Here is an 18,818-nt window from a genome sequence, read left to right on the forward strand (position 1 = left end):
AGTGAAAGAACCCTCCAGCCTTGAATTGGCTGTGAGGGTTCTTTTATATGTACAATTGTGGGCAGCTCACCTATTGGCGACCTAACTTGTCGCCATCGTGTGTAAAGAACAAAAGATGCGAAGCTATTTGCGTTACGGTCATAAATGACCATTAGAACCAAAAAGTAGTCTTTTTGTTGCATATGCGGGACACTTATGACCGTTAGAAGAAGATCCCGTTGGATTCTCTAGCTTTTTTCCCGCTAACGGACATTTCTGACCGCTAGAAAGTGGAAGTTGGCGAAAAATGAGCGCTAACGGTCATCAGTGTCCGCATCAGTAGGATCACAAACTTCCAAATTCTTATAATTCAAAAAAAAATCCCAACCGGATCCTATCCAGGCTGGGATTAACATTATTTTAGAATGGGCTTTCTTCTGTTTTGCGATGCGTTAGTGCAAATTGTTGTGCTGTAGGATTGAAATACTTATCGCTATATTTGAAGTTGAATACTTGCTTGTCAAAATCAACATAGCCGGCATTCCATGTCGGATCTTGAATGACCCATTTGCCGCCAACCAACACTTCTACCCAAGCATGATTATCTTGCTTAGTAGTGTTGGACCAAGTTTCTCCATCCTCTGCCCAGATGGCTGTACCGTTAATAATTCTAGTTTTAATGCCTATTGAACGGTTGAGCGCTGCTGTAAGATGCACATAGCCGCTGCAAATCGCTTCTTTACGGTTTAATGTATCTATCGCTGAGTAATTAACTAGATCATTGCCCAAATAGCTTTTCACATCGTAAGCAATATTTTTGGCTACCCAATCATGAATAGCTTTTGTTTTCTCAAGATCTGTAGTTAGTCCCTTAGTAATCTTCTCAGCTAGAGCAATAATAGTTGGATGATCGCTCTCTGCATATTGTGTAGGCAGCAAATACTGCCAATCTCTCGTATCTTTATTAGTTACTGTAAATGCTGTATCGCCCCATACGACACTCTTATAGCTGCCAGAAGCATTTACATCCTTCTCGTAAATTTCAACTTTATAGGAGCCCGCTCCGTGGCGCAAGAAAATAGGAACTTCAAGCTTCTTGCCTTTGGATACGTAAACTTCCTTTTCTTCTGTTTTGCCTTTTGTAATGCGGACTAAAACAGCACGCTCTAAGGCAAACGATCCACTTAATATAATCTTACTTTGATTCGTGACTGTTGTTGATACTTTATAATTGCCTTGAGCTTGCGGCTTTAAAGGCGTAATCTCTGCATTTGGATCTTCTATGGCCGGACATGCTGGAGCAGCACTTGCAGGCTTTGCTTTTAGATCGCTTACTGATGCCTTTACATTGCGTAAAAACACAACCGCTTCTGCGCGAGTAAGCCCATCGTTAGCTGCATAGCCTTCGATTGTTTTGCTATGCTTTCCATTCGACAAATTATAGTCATAGAGCAGTTGGATGTTCTCATTCGTTGAACATGCATAACCAAGCGCATTGCCTATAATCGTTGCTACTCCGCCACGGCTTACAGCTGCGTAACGATCTTTCAAATCCCAGTTCATCTGTTTGGCATACTGCCAAACAGGCTCGTCCCACGCGGCATTCTCTTTACGCTGCAGGCCATCTACTTCAAACGCGCGAAGCAGCATGCTTAAAAACTCTGCTTGCGTTACTTTATTATTAGGTCTGAATGTACCATCAGAATAACCATTAACAATACCTTGGCCTACTGCCCAATCAATAGATTCAGCAGCCCAGAAGTTTTTTGTATCCTTGAACTGTACTACTGCCGAAGCTGAAGCAGCGATAGGCGCTGCAGAAGCCGCCACTGTTAGTGCAATCGATGTGGCAATGAGTTTCTTTCCCCATAATGAATACAGCTGTTGAATACGTTTAGTCAGCTTCACGTCGACTTCCCCTTTCGGTAGCTGGCTGCCACTTCTCAAAATAGAGATTGAGGCCCTTTAGCTTTGCGTCCCCGGCTTTCGGCGGGTTTGCCATTATCGTTTGAGTGTCGTTTTACCATTCACTCTACTAATCTATTAATTGAAATTTATACTACTATTTTAGCATATTTTGCTACTCAATATCACTATGATTTGTAAAAATTTTACGTCGATTTGCAGTACGTGCAGATTTCAACATTCCTAGCAAAGAAAGATTTCGGCTTTCTTGTGCATAGTATGTTGCCTGCTCGTCCGGTGCCAGTATTACCCCTAGCTGATGGTGTTCTCCGGCATAGCGTGCGCGCTGCGCAAACTTCATTTCTCCCTCTCTATTAAGCACCTCAAGCTTGCAAAAAGCAGGATTTATCATGAGGGCTGCATACAGCTGTTCCTTTGTATACACCTTTTCGCCGTTAACCTTTACAATAATTTCTCCGGGCAGCAGACCCATCGTATGAGCAGGCGTATGAGGCACTATGCCAAGTATGCGCAAGCCTCTGCTGTCATGTACGTATAGAGGTGAACGGGCATTTTCATGACGCTGGCTGCTCCATACCATCCATTCATGCAGTAAAATAGCCGCAGCAGCTGCAACTGGCAGCACTGGCGTCCACTGCCAAGCAGCAATAGCAAGCACCACAATAATTATGCTGTAAATAATAAGCTTATTGGATGCCGCTTTCGCTTTTTGCTCCGGCAGCATAGAACGTGTCAGCTCAGTAAAGCCTATCATGACCGGAAATGCAATTATCGTCCAGTTGCTATGACCGCTGCCTAGCGAAAAAAGCGGATCCCAGGGCAAGGTCAAGCCGCCGCTCGCTGCTGGCACTACCAAAAATAAAGGAACAGGCCAGAATCCTTGCAGCATATACCCCCCTACAAGCTTGCCTCGTTTGCCCTCTAGAAAAAGCGGTGTTGACAAGTTGGAGCCTTGCCAGCGTACTAGCAGTGCTTCTGCAAGATGCAGTAAGGCAACGAGCAACAATAAAGACGCCGCTTCTATTTCTGTCAAAGATTTCACTACTGAACCCAGCCAATCCTCACGCTCTGCTAGCGGAGTAAAGCTGAATCCCCATTGCAGAATAGCAATAAGGCCAGAACTGTATGCAAAACATAAATACCTTACGCGAATGAGCAGCAGCACTGCCGCTATCCCCCACAGCCATAACAAAGCCGAAGCTGTTAAAGCTGCACCGATCCATATACCAATGATTGATGCGGCAATACCAATCACAAGACCAGCAAAAATAGCTTTGATGGTCAGAGCTTTCCAGTCATGAAGCTTGACTGCAAACATTTGCCGCTCTAATCTCATTTGCCTTGTCATTTGCAGCACGATAAAAAGTATGGCCAAATAGTAAAAAGGCTGTGTAACTAGCTGCAACAATGCTTCGCCGAATTGTCCCAACCAACTGATTATTGTATTCAATGCAAGCACTCCTAGTATACGGACTTTAAGCACGCAAAATATCAAAAAAACGGTATACGGAAAATCGTAAAACGGGCACGTTTTATCAAGGATAAACGGCTTCCGTCGTCCTGTGGACGAGCGCGTTTACCTACGAAGTCAATCAAATGATCTAACGAATCGTGAGAGCGCTATTTCGTCTAAAAAGCGCCTTTTTGAAATCTAACGAAGATATTCGCCCTTATTTGCTCCTAACTGTGCCAAAATGAGTGGAAAGTTCACACATAGCGCAACTGATCTTCGTTATATTTTTAAACTAGCTGATTTTCGCCAAATAGAGCATTTAATCTTCGTTAGATTCAAGTCCTGTCCGTTCCGACCGCTGTTGTATTATTTTCAAAAAAGGCTGGCGCTCAAAAGAGGCCAACCTTTTATTAATTCGACGTTTATTATTTTTTTCCTGCTCTCGCTTGCTGGATCCAATCGATTGCGGCTTGCAGCTGCAGATCATTATTTTTATCTTGAATCCAGGCAATAACTGATTTTTCAAGCGCAGCTGTCGTATTCTCATCAATAATCCCGCTAGCTTTAAGGCTATGCTTCTTCTGGAATTGAATGACTGCTTGCTCTGTTTTGTCGTCAAAATAGCCGTCGGCTCTTCCCGTTTCAAATCCAAGCCCGTTCAGCATAATTTGGGCGCTGCGGTTTTGCTCGCTTATCGTATCTTTTGTAAGAGGCTGCTTATAGGCGATACGAGCTACTGTATACAGCTCTGGTGGCGTAATCACCTTATTAGGCTGAATGCCTTTTTCATGGATCCAGTTGCCCTTCGGCGTCAGCCACTTGGCAATTGTCATTTTAAGCAGGCTGCCATCGCCAAGCGCTTTGTTATAGCTCACTTGCACGGTTCCCTTGCCGAAAGATTGTTCTCCCATAACATACGCTCCGGAGCTCTCCTGCAGGGCGCCTGCTAGAATCTCGGAAGCGCTGGCGCTTCCTTTGTTAATGAGCACGGAAATCGGGTATGTTTTCAACTCGCCGCCTTCAGCGCGTGTTTGCTCGCGATTGCCATCGCGGTCCTCGACTTGAACTACAATATCATTAGGCTTCATCATATGCTGGGCAATATCAACAACAACAGGCAATACGCCGCCTGGATTGTTGCGCACATCAATAACTAGGCCTTTCATGCCCTGACTCTCAAGCTTTGTCAGTTCCTCTGCAAAACGCTCTCCCGTATGCATTGAAAACTGCCTAATTTCGATCACGCCTATTCCATCAGGTTGCAGCTCTGCATACACCGTTTCGATATCGATATCATCGCGTACCAGGACTAGCTGAATCGGCTCAGACAAGCCGCTTCGTTGTACAGACAGCTTTGCCTTCGAGCCTTTAGGGCCTCTAATTTTTGATACAGCCTCCTGCAAGCTTAACCCATCAAGCGCTTCGCCGTTAACAGATAATATAATATCTTTAGCGAGCAGTCCTGACTTCTCGGCTGGCGAGCCTTTGATCGGCGACACAACGACAACCCGGCTGTTCTCCAACGTTACCTCTGCACCTATGCCTGTGAACGAGCCTTCGATCGATTCCGAGAAATGTCTTGCAACATTTTCCTCCATATATACGGAATATGGATCGTTCAACGCGGCCATCATTCCGCTGATTGCACCGTTAAAAACATCCTCGCGTTCAACCTTGGAATAATACTTTGTTTCAATTAGCTCCATTACAGCATTCAGCTTAGTAAGCTCGTCCGAACTTAAACTATAGTTGCTTTTGCCAGGCGATGCAGCAGCAGCAACAACTGCAGGCTTTGGTTCGCTTGATTGCATAAGCCGATCAGTTACTATTAACGTAATAAGCACTGTCGCTAGCATTGTAATCATGACAACCAAAAAGACGGAACGACCTTTAAATTGCAAAACGTAACACCACCTTCATCTTCTCCAGCATGCTTGACCTAATTATTATATGACAATTGTACCAGAAATATTAAAAAAACAAGAAGCGCCACTCCGTTGTTCGTTATAATAATGCATTACAAGAATGACTCGCAGCCCCGTCTCAGCCAGGGACGAACCGGCATAAGAATGAAATTGATACTTTTCTTTATATTGAAAATAAAGGCAGCCACACGGGCTGCCGCTTTTATTAATATATTATTTTAAATAACCGCCTGGATTTACAGCAACCTCATTTTTACGCACCTCAAAGTGCAAGTGAGGGCCTGTAGAATTTCCTGTATTACCCACTTCTGCGATTTGCTGTCCTTTTTTAACCGTATCTCCTTTATCGACAAGCAAGCCGCCATTGCGTATATGTCCGTACAGCGTCCATAGGCCATTGCCATGATCAATAATAACACAATTCCCATAACCGCCCCACCACTGGGATACGATGACTACTCCACTCTCAGCAGCATAAATCGGCGTGCCTGACGGCGCTCCAAAATCGATGCCCGTATGTGTATGTTTCTTCTTCGTAATAGGGTGAATACGAGTTCCGAAGTTAGAGGTAACACGATAGCCGCTATCAATTGGCATGCCAAGCTTTCCGCCTGTGTATGGATTTTTGATTTTATTTTTTTGTGTGTTCAGCTTGGACACTTCTGCTGCCAAAGCTACAAGCAGCTTCTCCTGCTCCTCAGTTATCGACTCAAAACCTTCTAAAGCTTCATCCAGCTCTTGCAGGTTACTATTATAAGAAGCGATTAACGTTTCTTTTTCATTCTCTTTTTTTATCAAATCAGCTTGTTTGATTTCCAGCTCATAGTATAATTCTTTTACTTCAAGCAGTTGAAGCTCAACTTCCTTCTTCTTCAGAACGACAAGCTCCTTATCCTTTTTATGCTCGTCCAAAATATCGCGGTCTTGATTCAATATGGATTGAAGCGCATCAAACCGGTCCAGAAAATCACTAAAGCTAGTGGAGCTAAGCAAAACATCTACGTAAGAAACGAAGCCATTCGTATACATGAGGCGCATACGAGATTGCAGCAGCTCATCGCGTTTTACAATACGCTCCTCTGCCTGCTCGAGCTCAACGCCGGTAGCGATAACCTCTTCGTTCTTCTGCTCAATCTTAGTTTCCATCTCTATTTTTTCTTGTCCTACTTTATCAATTTCAGACAAAATTTTAGTAATTTCCTTTTGCAAATCTTCTTTTTTAGCAGATATATTTTTCTTTTGGCTTTCGGCATAATGAGCATCTTTTTCTGCTTGAGCCGCTTTTCGTTCTGCGTTTTTGATTTTTTGCTTCGCCGCTGCGATATCCTTTTCGATTTGAGACAATGAGGTTGCTTCAGACTGAGATAACTGCACAGCAAATGCGACCACTAAAGTTATGGCAATTAATACCGCTGCTAGTCTTTTCATTCTATTCTCCCACCTACACTTTCAAGTACTTTCGAACTGATATTGTACTTCCCCATATGCCTATTACTGAACCTAGTGCAATCAAAGTTACTGAGGTTATGTACATCGCCTCGCGTACTGGCACCATACTAATCATTAGCAGTGACAGATCCAGCTGCATAAGCTTGAAGATTTCGGCATAACCGAACCAAATCACAACAGCTGTAATAATAGAGCTGACTACTCCGATCAGCGCGCCTTCTATAAAAAACGGCCAACGTATAAAAGCATTCGTTGCTCCGACCAGCTTCATAATGCCAATCTCTCTTCTTCTTGCTACAATGGTCATTTTGATTGTGTTTGAAATAAGGAAAATTGCTGTTACAGCCAATCCAATGACTATAATAAAGCCCACATTGCGTACTGTATTTGTAATTTTGAACAGCTTTTCAACTGTTCCTTGTCCATATTTAATGCGGTGGATAGGCTCATTACTGTCCAAGCGGTTAATGGTTGAAATTTGTTCTGCGGTTTGTTCTACAGTTTGCGGGTCGTATACTTCTACGGTGAAGGAAAACGGCAGCGGATTTTTATCATCCTCGTAACCTTCTAACAAACCCATATTTTCATCTCCCATAGCTTTTCGCAGCATCTCGAGACCTTCTTCTTTTGTAACAAGCGTTACCTTGCTAACCTCGGGCAAATTGCCGATTTTGTTTTGCAGTTCTGTTATTTTTTCTTCTGCAACATCCATTTGGAGATATACGCGTATTTGAACCTTGCTTTCAAATTGATCTGCAATATGGTTCATATTCATAGCCAGCAGCATAAAAATGCCTAGAATTATAAGTGATATAAACATGGAGCTTATTGAAGCGAAGGACATCCAGCCATTGCGCCATATGCTCTTGGCGCCTTCGCGCACATGTCGGAGCAGTGTACTAAACTTCATACCCGTACTCCCCTCTCGCTTCATCCCGAACGATTACACCGTTCTCGATAGCGATAACACGCTTGCGAATACTGTTTACTATTTCTTTGTTGTGGGTAGCCATAACAATCGTAGAGCCGCGATAGTTAATTTCCTCCAGCAGGTTCATGATGCCGATGGACGTATCCGGATCAAGATTTCCTGTTGGTTCGTCCGCCACGATAACGGAAGGATTGTTCACAATCGCTCTGGCAATCGATACCCGCTGCTGCTCACCGCCTGACAGCTGAGACGGCAGGCTGGCATGCTTATGCTGCAAACCTACAAGCTCTAAAACCTCCATCGTTCGCTTCTTAATAATTCGCCGCGGCGCCTCTATGACTTCCATAGCAAATGCTACATTCTCGAATACGCTAAGTTGAGGCAGCAATCGGAAATCTTGAAATATGACACCAATATTTCTTCTAACATAAGGAATCTTTCTTGTTTTTAACTTGCCTATATTAAAGCCGCTCACTGAGATTTGTCCCTTTGTAGGAATTTCCTCACGATAGATCAGCTTCATAAAAGTAGACTTGCCTGCACCAGAGGGACCAACGAGATAAACAAATTCATTACTATCAATTCGAACCGAAACACCACGCAAGGCATGCGTTCCATCGGTGTAGGTTTTCCAAATGTCGTGCATTTCGATCACAATATCACATCCTGTTAAGAGTCAATATTATTATTTCGACAGAGTGCGGCTAATTCCTTCACAAAAAGCTCTGTTTCAGCTTTTTTCACAATTCTCATTTTTGAAGGATTTGTCGAATTATTATGCCGAAAGTACCGATGAAAGCTTAGCTTGGCAGCGGCATATATATAACAATAGCTTTGTATAATCTTCTGATTACGTATTAAGCATACCGATAATGCGGCTGAAAGAAAGTGGGGAATGGGATGAAAAAATTTCACCTTATATTTATTTTGTGCACTTCGTTACTACTGCTGATAACAGTTGGCTGGGGGTTTCTATGGAATTATGCCAAGCAGCAAACCGTACCGCAAAATGTTTACGCTGGAGGCTTAAGTATAGGCGGCATGAACATCGAGGAGGCAAAAGGCTTGCTGGAGCAATACAAAAAATTGCTGGGAAGCCGTTCCATTCAAATTGATATTATGCCTGTACAAGGCTTAAAGCAGGAGGTTGCAAAGAGCAGCCAATGGACGGCGCAGCAATTCGGTTATGAAGCTGAGTTTGACGAAGTACTTAAAGCTTTGGACCAATTAAACAGGGGTTCCATATGGGAACGTGCCGAGTATCGCTATCATTTTCCAAAAAGCTTCCCTATGACGCAAAAATGGGATCAATACCTGTTCGAAACGCTGCTGCGCCAACAGTGGGGATGGATGGAGAAGGATCAGCCTGTAGATGCCAAAAGAATTATTACTGATGATGACACTGTGCTGTATGAGCCGCATAAAAATGCATTCAGGCTAAATGTCCAGGAGGTTGCCCAGCAGTTGTCCGTATGGATGATCGAGCCGTTGAATGAGGACAACGATGAGCAAGCGAAAACAAAGAATAATACAAGCGGCAGCAAACTTCCGCCTCTTGTAAATGCAAGCTTCCATTCCGTGCTCCCGGTCGAAGAAATCGAGCCTGAAGTAACGGTAGAAAGCCTTAAAGAACTAGGCTTGGACAGAGTCATTATGTCGTTTTCGACAGAATTTTTAACGAGCGGCGAAGGAAGAGCCTATAACGTTACGGCGGCCGCCAGTGTACTGCATGATTGGCTGCTCGAGCCGGATGAGGAATTTGCCTATAGCACCTTAGTGAAAAAGCTGGAGGAGCAATTTACTTTAAAGGAAGCACCTGTTATATTAAATGGCAAGTTTGTGCCGGGAGTAGGCGGAGGGATATGCCAAGTATCCAGCACTCTTTATCAAGCCGTGCTCCGCAGCGGCCTTACGATCGTTGAACGGCGCAACCATTCCCTTCCGGTTGCCTATATGCCGCTTGGGCATGATGCAACCTATGCAGGGGATGCGATAGACTTTCGCTTTCGCAATTCTACTGGCAAGCAGCTTTTAATACGCACGCATGTCGAAAATCGCAAGCTTACCGTTAAGCTAATCGGAACGATGCCCAGCAATGAACGCTACGAAATCGAATCTAGTACGGTTAAAACTGTTTCGCCAGAAGTCGTACGCACTCTTAACCCTAACCTTGCACCTGGCAAAACGGTTACTAAGGATGCCGGCAAGCAGGGCTATGTTGTAGAAACCTACCGTATCCTGCTGCGTGACGGCAAGGAGGTATCGCGCGAACGCGTGTCTCGGGATACTTACCGCGCACAGCCTGTTATCATTGAATATGGACCTAATGCTCCAGTGCCGGGCAATCCGGTTCAAACCTCTCGAATTGTCACGCCTTCTCCTGAAGCAACTCCTTCACCATTAAACCAAACACGGACAGAAACAAACGGCGGTCTGCTGGAGGACGGCATATAATTATATCTGCAGAAGGATATATAAGAACAAGTTTATTGTGAAAACTTATAATTTGAAAAAAGTCGTATGGATCCTTTAATGGATTCATACGACTTTGCTTTTATTAATTGCTGCGTTCCGTATATTCTATTACCCAAGCAGCAGTCGCTTCGGCAGCCGACTCCGCGCGAGCGATAGCTTCAAGCACCTGCGGCTTCGCTGTTCCGCCGTAAACATTGCGGGCGTTGACAACTTGCTCCGGCTGAAGCACGTCATAGATGCGGTCATCGAACAGCTCGGAAAATTGCTTGAATTCATCCAGCGTCAAATCAAGCAAATATTTGTTTTGCTGAATGCAGTAAAGCACCGTTTTGCCGATAACCTCATGCGCTTGGCGGAAAGGCATGCCCTTGCCGACTAGGAAATCAGCTATATCTGTCGCATTAGAGAAGTCCTGATTGACGGCTTGGCGCATACGGTCCTTGTTCACCTTCATCGTTGCAACCATTGGCGCAAACAATTGAAGCGCACCTTGCATCGTCTTCACGGTATCGAACATGCCTTCTTTGTCTTCCTGCATGTCCTTGTTATACGCTAGCGGAAGCGACTTCAGCACTGTAAAAAGGCCCATCAGATTGCCATACACGCGTCCAGTTTTACCTCGGACAAGCTCCGGCACATCGGGATTTTTCTTTTGCGGCATAATGCTGCTGCCTGTGCAGAACGCATCATCAAGCTCGACAAAATTAAACTCTGTGCTGGACCACATAATAAGCTCCTCGCTCAAGCGAGACAAATGCATCATAATGATAGAGGCATGCGATAAGAACTCCAATATAAAATCTCGATCGCTTACTGCGTCAAGGCTGTTTTCATAAACACGGTCAAATTTAAGCTGGCTCGCTACAAAATGACGATCGATCGGGAACGTCGTTCCCGCAAGCGCTCCTGCACCAAGCGGAAGTACATTAATACGCTTGTAGCTATCCTGCAAGCGCTCGATATCGCGTCCAAACATCGACACATACGCCATCATATGATGGGCAAACAAAATCGGCTGTGCGCGCTGCAAATGCGTATATCCAGGCAGAATAGTGTCGGCATTTGCCTTAGCCTGCTCGATCAAAGCAGACTGCAGTTTATACAGCATGTCGACGAACTCTACTACACGCTTGCGAAGCCAAAGATGCATATCGGTTGCCACCTGATCATTACGGCTTCTGCCCGTATGCAGCTTGCCGCCTACGCTGCCAACATCATCGATAAGCGCCTTCTCAATATTCATATGAATATCTTCATCGCCAATCGTGAACTCGATATCGCCAGCCTTCACACGCTCAAGCACGCGCTGCAAGCCTGCTTTAATCGTTTCCACATCCTCAACAGGCAATATCCCTTGCTTGCCAAGCATCGTCACATGGGCCAGACTGCCTTCAATATCCTCTTCAGCCAGTTCCTTGTCAAACATGATGGATGCTGTATATTCTTCAACCAGCTGGTCCGTTTTTTTCGTAAACCGGCCGCCCCATAATTTACTCATTCCAAGCTCTCCCTTCCGGACGCAAGGGACGGAAGCCGCATATGCGCTTTATCAAGCGGCATAGTCAGCTTCCGTCACATTCCGGCTAATTAGTTTTTGCTTTGCTCTACGCCTGAGGATACTTTCAAGCGAAGGGCATTCAGGTTAATAAAGCCTGTTGCATCGCCTTGATCGTAAGCCTGTGAAGGATCTGCTTCCATTGTAGCAATATCCGGGTTGTACAGGCTGACAGGGCTCTTCACGCCCGCACCGATTACATTGCCTTTATATAGCTTCAAGCGGACAACCCCGCTCACATTTTTCTGGGATTCTGTTACTAGTGCCTGCATAGCCAGACGCTCTGGCGCAAACCAGAAGCCATTGTATACAAGCTGGCTGTACTTGGCAATTAGAGAATCGCGAAGATGCATAACCTCACGGTCCATCGTCAAGGACTCCATTTTACGATGAGCGGTGAAAAGAATAGTTCCGCCTGGTGTTTCATATACGCCGCGGCTCTTCATGCCTACAAAGCGGTTTTCGACCATATCAACGCGTCCGATACCGTGTTTGCCGCCAAGCTCATTAAGCTTCTCCATCACTTGAAGAGGGTTCATTTGCTCGCCATTGATTGCGGTGCAATTCCCTTTGTCGAACGTCAATTCGATATACTCCGCTTGATCAGGAGCACGCTCTGGCGATACGCTAAGCACATACATCGCTTCATTTTCTTCTGAGCTTGGATCGAACCAAGGATCTTCAAGCATGCCGCTCTCAAAGCTGATATGCAGCAAGTTGCGGTCAGTCGAATAAGGCTTCGCTGCAGAAGCAGTTACTGGAATGCCATGCTTTTCAGCGTATGCAATCATCTCTGCACGGCCAGGGAATTGCTCACGGAAAGACTCAAGGCGCCAAGGAGCAACCACTTTAATTTCCGGAGCAAGCGCCGCCGCGTTAAGCTCAAAACGAACCTGGTCGTTACCTTTGCCTGTTGCGCCATGCGCAATCATAGTCGCGCCTTCTGCGCGAGCAATTTCAACCATGCGCTTCGCAATCAGCGGACGAGCAATAGACGTACCTAGCAAATATTGGCCCTCATACAAAGCTCCTGCCTGGAACATTGGGAAAATGAAATCTTTTGCGAATTCTTCCGTCAAATCATCAATATAAACCTTGGAAGCACCAGTTGCCAGCGCCTTTGCCTCCAGCCCGTCAAGCTCTTCCTTTTGGCCGATATCGGCTGTGAAAGCGATGATCTCAGCATCATAGGTTTCTTTTAGCCATTTCAAAATAATAGATGTATCCAAGCCGCCGGAATAGGCGAGTACTATTTTTTGTTTTGCCATATTCGTTACTTCCCTTCTAAATTGAATGGTCAACCTCTACGAATCATTAGGACATAATCGCTGCCATAATCGCTTTTTGTGCATGCAGGCGATTTTCGGCCTGATCGAAAATAATGGAATGATCGCCATCGATAATACCTTCGCTTACTTCCTCGCCACGATGTGCAGGCAAGCAATGCATAAACAGATAATCCGGCTTTGCGTATTTCACAAGCTCCTCATTCACTTGATAAGCAGAGAATGCAATCTCGCGTTCCTTCTGCTCCGCCTCTTGCCCCATGCTGGCCCATACATCCGTATAGATAACGTCAGCATCTGCAATAGCTTCCTTCGGATCGCGGTATACCGTTACCGTAGAACCGGTTTCTGCTGCATTTGCTTGTGTTTGCTTAACCAAATCAGCATCCGGCTCATAGCCCTCCGGCGTTGCAATTGCAACGTGCATGCCAAGCTTGGCTCCGCCCATCATAAGCGAATGAACGACATTGTTGCCATCGCCTACATATGCGATTTTAATTCCTTCCAAACGCCCTTTTTTCTCCAAAATCGTCTGATAGTCCGCAAGCGCCTGGCAAGGGTGAGAAAGATCAGTCAGTCCGTTAATAACGGGAATAGTTGCGCCGCGCGCCAGCTCTACTACATTACGGTGAGCAAAGGTGCGAATCATAATGCCGTCCAAGTAACGGGATAGCGTCTGTGCTGTATCCCAAATCGTTTCACCGCGTCCAAGCTGCAAGTCGTTGCCGCTTAGGAACAAACCTTGACCGCCTAGCTGATACATGCCAACCTCGAAGGATACGCGCGTACGAGTCGACGATTTTTCAAAAATCATGCCGAGCGTTTTGCCTTTGAGCGGGTGATAGATTTCTCCGGCCTTTTGTTTTGTTTTTAAATCAATAGCTAGATCGATAAGGTAACGAATCTCTTCCGGCTTATAGTCGACCAGCATTAAAAAATCGCGCCCTTTCAAGCTTTGGGCCATCTCTTCATTCAAAAATTGCATGATTCTGCCTCCCTTTCACTGCGCAGCTATATGGAAGCCTCGATCCGTATAAGCTGCTGCGAACAACGTCACTGTGCTGCCGCTTCATCTATTAATTTCACTAAAATTTGTACTGCTGTATCAATTTCATCATTTGTAACTAGCAGATTCGGAAGCAGACGAAGCACATTAGGACCGGCAGTAATAATAAGAAGACCCTCATTCTGAGCCTTTACTACAATATCACCAACAGGTGCTTTGCAAGCTATACCTACAAGCAGACCTAATCCGCGTACCTCTTCCACAAAAGAATTGCCAGCCAGCTTCTCGCGCAGCTGACCCATTAAATAATCGCCTTGCTTAGCGGCGTTAGCCGGTATATTCTCTTCCACCATTGTCTCAATCGTCGCTTTCACCACTGCCGTAGCAATCGGTGTTCCGCCAAAGGTGGAGCCGTGACTGCCGGCGCTAAAGCCTTCGCGCAGCTCTTCCTTGGCAACCATTGCGCCCACAGGGAAGCCGCTGCCAAGCCCTTTGGCCAATGTGAAAATATCTGGTTCAATGCCATAATGCTCATGAGCAAACAACTTGCCCGTACGGCCCATGCCGGTTTGAATTTCATCTACAATCAGCAGGATGCCTTCCTTCTTGCATAATGCGGCAAGCCTATTCAAATAATCGGCATCAACCGGATGAATGCCGCCTTCCGCTTGAACGAGCTCCAGCATAACGGCAGCAGTCTGGTCGCTTATTGCACTTTCCAGCACTGCATAATCATTAAGAGGAATCGTTTTGAAGCCGCCTGGAAGCGGCGCAAAGCCTTCCTTCACCTTTGCCTGGCCAGTTGCTGTCAAAGTAGCCAGCGTACGGCCGTGGAAGGATTGCTCGAAGGTTATAATTTCAAAGCGCCCGTTCTGCTTAACAAGCTGCTGATAACGGCGGGCAAGCTTGATTGCCGCTTCATTCGCTTCCGCTCCAGAGTTGCAGAAAAATACCGCGTCGCCGCAGCTATTGTCCGTAATCAGCTTGCCTGCTTCCTGCTGATTCGGGATTTGAAACAAATTGGAAACATGCCATAGCTCATCAAGCTGCTTGTTCAAAGCTTCCTTGATGCGCGCAGGTGCATGGCCTAGATTCGTAACGGCAATACCGCTCATAAAATCCAAATACTTTTTGCCCTGATCGTCCCACAGCCAGCTGCCTTCTCCCTTGACTAAAGCAAGCGGGAATCTGGCGTAGGTAGGAAGCAACGCTTCAGCAGCCGTTTTCTCTGTTGACATTACTCTTCTCCGCCCTTCTTATCTAATAATGCGTGTGCCGACTCCGCCCTCACGTACCGCTTTGGTCAACACTCCCGGCTCTTGGCCGCTTACAATGACAACTTCTCGCACCTTGCCTTGAATACACTGTATAGCAGCGCGAACCTTCGGAATCATACCGCCGTATATATCGCCCGAGACGATCATTTCCTCAATTTGCGCAACAGTTACGACAGGCAGAGTAACAAGCTCGCCATCTATTTTTTTCATAATGCCCGGCACATCAGTTACGACAATCATCCGTTCTACATCGAGAAAAGAAGCAACCGCGCCCGCAGCTGTATCCGCGTTAATATTGTAGCGCTGACCTTCCCCGTCAATACCGATTGGAGCAATGACTGGGATATACCCCATCTTCATAATGCCCTCAATAATTGCCGATTCAACTGCAACCACATCGCCTACAAAGCCAACCTCGTTCGCATTGGCAACTGGTTTAGCTATAATTAAACGTCCGTCAACGCCAGAAAGTCCGAGCGCTTTCGCTCCATTTTGCTCGATTTTGCGAACAATCTCCTTATTAATGCGGCCAGCAAGCACCATCTCTACGACATCCAATACGGCATCGCTAGTTTTGCGAAGGCCATTCACAAACTCACTTTCGATACCAAGCTTCGTCAGCGTCTCAGATATAGCCGGACCGCCGCCATGGACAATTACAGGCTTGATTGCATCCTGCTGCAATGCGCGCAGCTCATCGAAGAAACTGTCCGGCAATGCTGCAAGCGTGCTTCCGCCGCACTTCATTACAAACCGCTGCTCCACGTTCCAATCCCCCGTTCAACATGCAACTCACTTAGTTTTTACATTTTATTAAATAATATTAAGTTCGATATGCCGCATTGATACGAACATAATCATAAGTCAAATCGCAGCCCCAAGCTGTCGCCTGGCCATCTGCCATATGCAAATCTACATTGATGACTACTGTATCGCCCTTCAAATATTCTAAAGCCAGATCCTCATCAAATTTAATAGGGCGTGATTGCTCAAGCGTCATAATAGAGCCCAAAGCAATATCTACGGTAGCCGGGTTAACCGTCTGACCGGAACGTCCAATCGCGGCAATAATACGGCCCCAATTCGCATCTGCGCCAAATACGGCTGATTTTACGAGAGAAGAGCCTACAATTGTTTTGGCGATTGCTTGAGCTGCTTGATCATTAGCAGCACCGCGGACATTAACCTCAACAAGCTTGGTTGCTCCTTCTCCATCGCGAGCGATCGCTTTGGCCAAATACTCGCACACATAGGTCAAAGCCGCCGCAAAAGCATCCCAAGCCGGATGGGCAGCTGTCAGTTCATTATTGTCCGCAAGACCGCTAGCCATAGCTACCAGCATATCATTTGTGCTAGTATCGCCATCCACAGTAATCATATTAAAGGTCAAATCCGTCGCTTGGCGCAGCAGCTGCTCAAGCGCTGTGCTGCCTATCTTGGCATCTGTAGTAACGAAGCCAAGCATAGTGGCCATGTTAGGCGCAATCATGCCGGAGCCTTTCGCCGCGCCTGAAATATGAACGACCTGACCGTCTATTTCCAGCTTCACGCAAATCATTTTTTGAACTAAATCCGTAGTCAGAATCGCTTGGCAAAAATGCTCGGAAGCTTCCATTCCGACATGCAATTGATCTTTAAGCGTATCAATACCGCTGCGCAGTTTATCCATCTTGAGCGGCTCGCCAATGACGCCTGTCGACGCAACGGCAACCTGCTCAGACGACACGCCGATTGCTTCGGCAAAACGATTGCGCATCTCAAAAGCATCCTCTTCGCCTTGCTTGCCTGTGCAAGCATTCGCATTGCCGCTGTTTACGATGACAGCGCGCAGCAAGCCGCCGCTGCCTATGCTTTGCTTTGTAACAAGAATAGGCGCGGCTTGAAATACATTGAGCGTATATACGCCTGCTGCTGCAGCCGGCACCTCGCATACAATAGCGCCTAAATCATGGCGTGTAGATTTCTTCAAGCCGCAATGCAAGCCGCCTGCGCGGAAGCCTTTTGGCGACGTTACCGAACCGTCTTCAACAATTGAAAATAATGCCTGCTGCTGTCCCATTTTGGAATCTTGTCCCTTCTATCCTATAATGCTTTTCTTATGGATAAGCAGGAACGAATTGCAGACCTAGCGACTCATCCCAGCCCATCATTAGATTTAAGTTTTGAATCGCTTGCCCTGCTGCACCTTTTACGAGGTTATCTATAACAGAAATGATCGTTACGCGATTTGTGCGCGCATCATAATCAAAGCCGATATCACAATAGTTGGAGCCCCAAACTTCCTTTGTAGATGGCCATTGACCCGCAGGTCTGATTCTTACAAAGCTGCGGCCTTCATAGAAGCCTTTGTACATATCTATAAAGTCCTGTGTGCTGTGCTCGCCTTGCACCGTTGCATAAATGGTCGACATAATACCGCGAGTCATCGGCACTAAATGAGTAGAAAAAGTCGTCACAACCGGCTTGCCCGCTGCATCGGACAATACCATCTCGATTTCAGGCACATGCTGATGCTTATTCAGCTTGTAAGCTTTGAAATTTTCATTAAGCTCCGAATAGTGAGTGCCAAGAGAAACGCCCCTTCCCGCGCCGGATACCCCGGACTTGGCATCAACAATAATAGAAGCAGGATCAATCCAGCCTGCTTTGACTGCCGGAACAAGACCAAGCAGCGTAGCTGTCGGATAGCAGCCAGGATTGGAAATAAAGGAAGCCCCTTTTACATTTTCACCATAGATTTCAGATAATCCGAAAACAGCCTGGCTTAAGTATGGCTCCTGTGCTGCAGGCTTTTTATACCACTCTTCGTACACCGCCGTATCCTTCAAGCGGAAATCGCCCGAAAGATCGATAACTTTAAGCCCTGCCTCCAAAAACTGCGGCGCAATTTTTGAAGCTACTCCAGCAGGCGTTGCCAAAAATACAACATCTGCTTTCGTTTTAATCAAAGCAGGATCCACATCATCAAGCAGCTCCTCACGAATATTGATCAAATGAGGAAATCCGTCCGTAAACGGCGTGCCCGCACTGGACGAAGAGATTAAAGATGTAATCTCTGCCTGCGGATGTGAAGCTAGCAAACGAATCAGCTCCACTCCGCCATAACCTGTTGAACCGACAATAGCTACTCCTAATTTCTTGCTCATGTCCCTCTCTCCCATCCGGATTGACAGCTGCTTCAGCTTTAGCCGAATCAGCCGCTTCTTCATCTATAATTAAACAGCCTGTTTGAACTATTATCACTAAATTATAATTGTACAACATTCCGCACTTGATGGAAATATCGATTCGTGTAGATAATCAACTCTCCTGTATATTGTATTATTATACATCCGGTCACATATTAATACAATGTTTGTTTATGGCGATATTGTATTCATTTCGCGCCGTAAATAACACCTTTCATACTTTAATACTGTCAAATATTGACCGCGACTTAGACGGCTTTGTGTGAATTTTCGTATATAATCGCTCTATTTGACCGCGACCTCAGCCGTTTTGTATGGTTTTCCGTATATAATTGCCCATTTGGTAATAAACTTCGGCAATAAAAAAC

At 45.8% G+C, this 18,818-nt stretch carries 14 protein-coding genes and 1 riboswitch; of the genes, 1 reads left to right on the forward strand and 13 read right to left on the reverse strand.

All coding sequences use genetic code 11. The features are described from left to right. Window positions 1-399 precede the first annotated feature (399 nt). From V1L65_RS03080 to ftsE, 6 genes are all read right to left on the reverse strand, one after another. Entirely contained in the window at window positions 400-1,887 is a 1,488-nt protein-coding gene (locus V1L65_RS03080; RefSeq protein ID WP_331697597.1) for a transglutaminase domain-containing protein, read from the reverse strand. Between the two features lie 13 nt (window positions 1,888-1,900). Then, a riboswitch (cyclic di-GMP riboswitch) is annotated at window positions 1,901-1,989 on the reverse strand. Between the two features lie 70 nt (window positions 1,990-2,059). Further along, a complete protein-coding gene (locus V1L65_RS03085; protein WP_331697598.1) occupies window positions 2,060-3,355 on the reverse strand; it encodes a PDZ domain-containing protein in 1,296 nt (431 codons plus the stop codon). Between the two features lie 428 nt (window positions 3,356-3,783). Next, window positions 3,784-5,259 (reverse strand): S41 family peptidase, encoded by a 1,476-nt coding sequence (locus V1L65_RS03090; protein WP_331697599.1) that lies wholly within the window; start codon window positions 5,257-5,259, stop codon window positions 3,784-3,786. Window positions 5,260-5,496: 237 nt separating this feature from the next. Next, window positions 5,497-6,711, reverse strand: coding sequence for a murein hydrolase activator EnvC family protein (locus tag V1L65_RS03095; RefSeq protein WP_331697600.1), 1,215 nt, complete (start codon window positions 6,709-6,711; stop codon window positions 5,497-5,499). Between the two features lie 13 nt (window positions 6,712-6,724). Continuing rightward, on the reverse strand, window positions 6,725-7,642 hold the full coding sequence (gene ftsX, locus V1L65_RS03100) for a permease-like cell division protein FtsX (protein ID WP_331697601.1): 918 nt from the start codon (window positions 7,640-7,642) through the stop codon (window positions 6,725-6,727). Then, a complete protein-coding gene (gene ftsE / locus V1L65_RS03105; protein WP_331697602.1) occupies window positions 7,632-8,318 on the reverse strand; it encodes a cell division ATP-binding protein FtsE in 687 nt (228 codons plus the stop codon). The genes ftsX and ftsE overlap by 11 nt, the downstream gene beginning before the upstream one ends. A 245-nt stretch (window positions 8,319-8,563) precedes the next feature. On the opposite strand from ftsE, the gene V1L65_RS03110 reads away from it, so the two are divergent. Continuing rightward, entirely contained in the window at window positions 8,564-10,117 is a 1,554-nt protein-coding gene (locus tag V1L65_RS03110; RefSeq protein WP_331697603.1) for a VanW family protein, read from the forward strand. A gap of 103 nt (window positions 10,118-10,220) precedes the next feature. Here V1L65_RS03110 and argH read toward each other — a convergent pair whose 3' ends face one another. The 7 genes from argH to argC all read right to left on the reverse strand — a co-directional run bounded on the left by argH (window position 10,221) and on the right by argC (window position 18,408). After that, on the reverse strand, window positions 10,221-11,636 hold the full coding sequence (argH, locus tag V1L65_RS03115; protein WP_331697604.1) for an argininosuccinate lyase: 1,416 nt from the start codon (window positions 11,634-11,636) through the stop codon (window positions 10,221-10,223). Between the two features lie 89 nt (window positions 11,637-11,725). Next, window positions 11,726-12,961 (reverse strand): argininosuccinate synthase, encoded by a 1,236-nt coding sequence (locus tag V1L65_RS03120; protein WP_331697605.1) that lies wholly within the window; start codon window positions 12,959-12,961, stop codon window positions 11,726-11,728. A 46-nt stretch (window positions 12,962-13,007) separates the two neighbouring features. Beyond that, the gene (gene argF, locus V1L65_RS03125) at window positions 13,008-13,964 is read right to left on the reverse strand and encodes an ornithine carbamoyltransferase (RefSeq protein ID WP_331697606.1); all 957 of its coding nucleotides are present in this window, start codon (window positions 13,962-13,964) and stop codon (window positions 13,008-13,010) included. Between the two features lie 68 nt (window positions 13,965-14,032). After that, window positions 14,033-15,223, reverse strand: a complete 1,191-nt coding sequence (locus V1L65_RS03130; RefSeq protein WP_331697607.1) for an acetylornithine transaminase — start codon at window positions 15,221-15,223, stop codon at window positions 14,033-14,035. Window positions 15,224-15,241: 18 nt separating this feature from the next. Continuing rightward, a complete protein-coding gene (argB, locus tag V1L65_RS03135) occupies window positions 15,242-16,027 on the reverse strand; it encodes an acetylglutamate kinase (RefSeq protein ID WP_331697608.1) in 786 nt (261 codons plus the stop codon). 58 nt (window positions 16,028-16,085) lie between these two features. Continuing rightward, entirely contained in the window at window positions 16,086-17,321 is a 1,236-nt protein-coding gene (argJ, locus tag V1L65_RS03140; RefSeq protein WP_331697609.1) for a bifunctional ornithine acetyltransferase/N-acetylglutamate synthase, read from the reverse strand. A 37-nt stretch (window positions 17,322-17,358) separates the two neighbouring features. Beyond that, on the reverse strand, window positions 17,359-18,408 hold the full coding sequence (argC, locus tag V1L65_RS03145) for an N-acetyl-gamma-glutamyl-phosphate reductase (protein ID WP_331697610.1): 1,050 nt from the start codon (window positions 18,406-18,408) through the stop codon (window positions 17,359-17,361). Window positions 18,409-18,818 lie beyond the last annotated feature (410 nt).

The organism is Paenibacillus sp. IITD108, from assembly GCF_036541265.1.
Classification (GTDB): Bacteria; Bacillota; Bacilli; order Paenibacillales; family Paenibacillaceae; genus Pristimantibacillus.